This window comes from Streptococcus parasanguinis (assembly GCF_015556095.1).
In the GTDB taxonomy this organism is placed as follows: domain Bacteria; phylum Bacillota; class Bacilli; order Lactobacillales; family Streptococcaceae; genus Streptococcus; species Streptococcus parasanguinis_Q.
In genome coordinates, this window is record NZ_JADNLT010000030.1 from 1 (window position 1) to 2,614 (window position 2,614).

Consider the following 2,614-nt stretch of genomic DNA (forward strand, 5'->3'; position numbering starts at 1 on the left):
GAGGGAGTTAAATTTGCGATAACAAACAATAAAGATGGTACAGCTAATCTTTATATTCAATCGCAAAATGCAAAAATTTTAGAAACAGCTCTGAAAAATAGATTAGAGGAGATAGCTACTAATCCTCAAAAATACAGCAATAAAAAAACACTTGCTGAAAGACTTAAAAAGCATAAACAAGCAGTGAAATCAGAAATTTCTAAAATGGAGAAAACACAAGCTAAAATCAAATCAAAAGGTAGGGGGATATGATGGAATATAAGAAAAAGAAATGTTTACCTTATCTCCTGATAGGTATTGTATTAGCCTTAATTTTGAATAGAGGGTATGCTCTCTATTCGGTTGCTCCAATTGTTAAAGGGCAACTATTCTCACAGTATTCATATGTTGCAGATAAGTTTATTGATCCTCCTTATTTTTTGTTTAGTTTAAAACCTATAGGTATACTAATGATTTTAGTTGGTTTATTTGCATCACTCCTTGCTTATCTGAATCCTAAAAAAATAGAGAATTATAGATCAGGAGAAGAAGCTGGATCTGCTAAATTTGCTAATATAAAAGATCTTATGAATTTTAGAGATAAAGACCCCAAAAATGATATGATCTTCTCAAAAAATGGCAGAATGGGGCTATTCAATAAGAATCTTCCGTACCAATGGCAATTAAATAAAAATGTTGTTGCTATCGGGTTACCTGGGGATGGTAAAACATTTAATTTTGTAAAACCTAACATTATGCAGATGAATAGTTCTTACATTATTACAGATCCGAAAGGTCTATTAGTCCATGAAGTAGGTAAAATGCTTGCAGATAATGGATATAATGTAAAAGTATTCGACCTAGTTCATTTATCAAATTCAGATCAATTCAATCCATTTCATTACATGAAATCAGAATTGGATATTGACCGTGTTACAGAAGCTATTATTGATGGTACAAAAAAATCAGATAATCAAGGTGAAAACTTTTGGGTACAAGCCAATTTGCTTTTAACACGGGCTTTAATTGGGTATCTGTATTTTGATAGCAAGGTAAATGATTATACCCCAAATCTATCTATGGTATCTGATTTACTTCGTAATATTAAGCGAGATAATGAAAAGATTCCCTCTCCTGTTGAACTATTATTTGAAGACTTAGAAGAAGCTATTCCTGGCAACTATGCTTGTAAGCAGTGGGATTTGTTTAATCAAAACTTTCAAGCTGAAACAAGAACTTCTGTACTAGCAGTAATGTCTGCTCAATACTCAGTATTTGATCATGCTCAGGTAACTCAAATGATCGAAAGAGATACCATGGAGATGGAAACATGGAATATTAAAAAGACGGCAGTATTTATTGCTATTCCTGAAACAAATAAAGCCTTTAACTTTCTTGCATCAACTATGTTTGCTGTCATGTTTGAGGTTTTAACACATGGAGCAGATGAAATACTACAAGGTAAAGTTAAAGGTATTAGTCCAAAGGATTTATTGCACGTTCAGATGATTATTGATGAATTTGCAAATATTGGTAAGATTCCTAACTTTAATGAAGTATTAGCTTCTGTCCGTAGTCGTGAAATTTCAATTAAGATTATCATTCAAGCAATTTCACAATTGGAATCAATGTATAAAAACGATTGGAAAACAATTTTTAATAACTGTGCAACGATTCTTTTCCTTGGAACGAATGATGAAAATACAATGAAGTATTTTTCAATGAGAGCAGGGAAACAGACAATAAAACAGATGGATCATTCAGTCAATCAAGGGCGCTTTAAGAGTGGTTCAGTAAGCTATAGGAGTCAATCACGGGATCTTATGACACCTGATGAAATAGCTCGAATTGGGGTAGATGAAGCACTAGTATTTATCTCGAAACAAAACGTTTTAAGAGATAAGAAAATGACAGTATTTGATCACCCTATGAAAGATCAGATAGCAAATTCACCAGATGATGATAATTGGTTTATCTATCAAAAATATATGACTGATGATGAAGAATTTGAAAGTAATGTTGTTTTTTCAGATGATGAAGAATTTGAAAGTAATGTTGATTGTTCAGATATAACTGAATCAGTCAAATCAGGTGCGAAAGAGTACGATCAAATAGTTAAGAATCTAATTGCATCAGAAGCGCAATTTAGTGAAGAACTACCCACAAAACCACTTGAAAATGCGTCAGAATCGCCCTCTCAGACACAAGATGATGAAGAACTTCCTTTCTTTTTTGAAGAACCTATTGAAGTACCTGAAATTAAAAGGGGAGGGGGGATTTAATGAAAAAAATTGATAGAAAACAGGCAACTATTTACCTAACTAAAGAGGAACTATCAAGATTTGATGAAATAGCTGAATCATTTGGATATTCAAGAGCAAGTTTGATTAGAGAAGTGATAAAGGTATTCAACGAAAATAGTATGGAGTTTATGAAGAAAATTCATAAACTCTAAATTTTTAAGGTGAAATCTATGAAAATTTTTGTTTTAGCAGAAAAGCCTGACCAAGCTGAAAAGTATGCTCATACTTTTGGAAAACCTAAAAATGATAAGGGAGTTTGGAAAGTCTATTCTGATATTTTAAATGCAGATGTTTTAATTGCATCTGCTGTAGGTCATCTAGTGGAAAAAGAT

General features: G+C 32.2%; 2 protein-coding genes and 1 pseudogene. All 3 read left to right on the forward strand.

Annotation, left to right across the window (positions count from 1 at the left end; all coding sequences use genetic code 11):
- A pseudogene (locus tag I2E70_RS10450) lies at positions 1 to 252 on the forward strand (hypothetical protein); the annotation flags it as partial.
- On the forward strand, positions 252 to 2,261 hold the full coding sequence (locus I2E70_RS10455; RefSeq protein ID WP_195424695.1) for a VirD4-like conjugal transfer protein, CD1115 family: 2,010 nt from the start codon (positions 252 to 254) through the stop codon (positions 2,259 to 2,261). The pseudogene I2E70_RS10450 and the gene I2E70_RS10455, both read left to right, overlap by 1 nt.
- Complete coding sequence (locus I2E70_RS10460) at positions 2,261 to 2,434, forward strand: hypothetical protein (protein WP_155173245.1); 174 nt, start codon at positions 2,261 to 2,263, stop codon at positions 2,432 to 2,434. Before I2E70_RS10455 ends, I2E70_RS10460 begins: the two co-directional genes overlap by 1 nt.
- Positions 2,435 to 2,614: the final 180 nt, after the last annotated feature.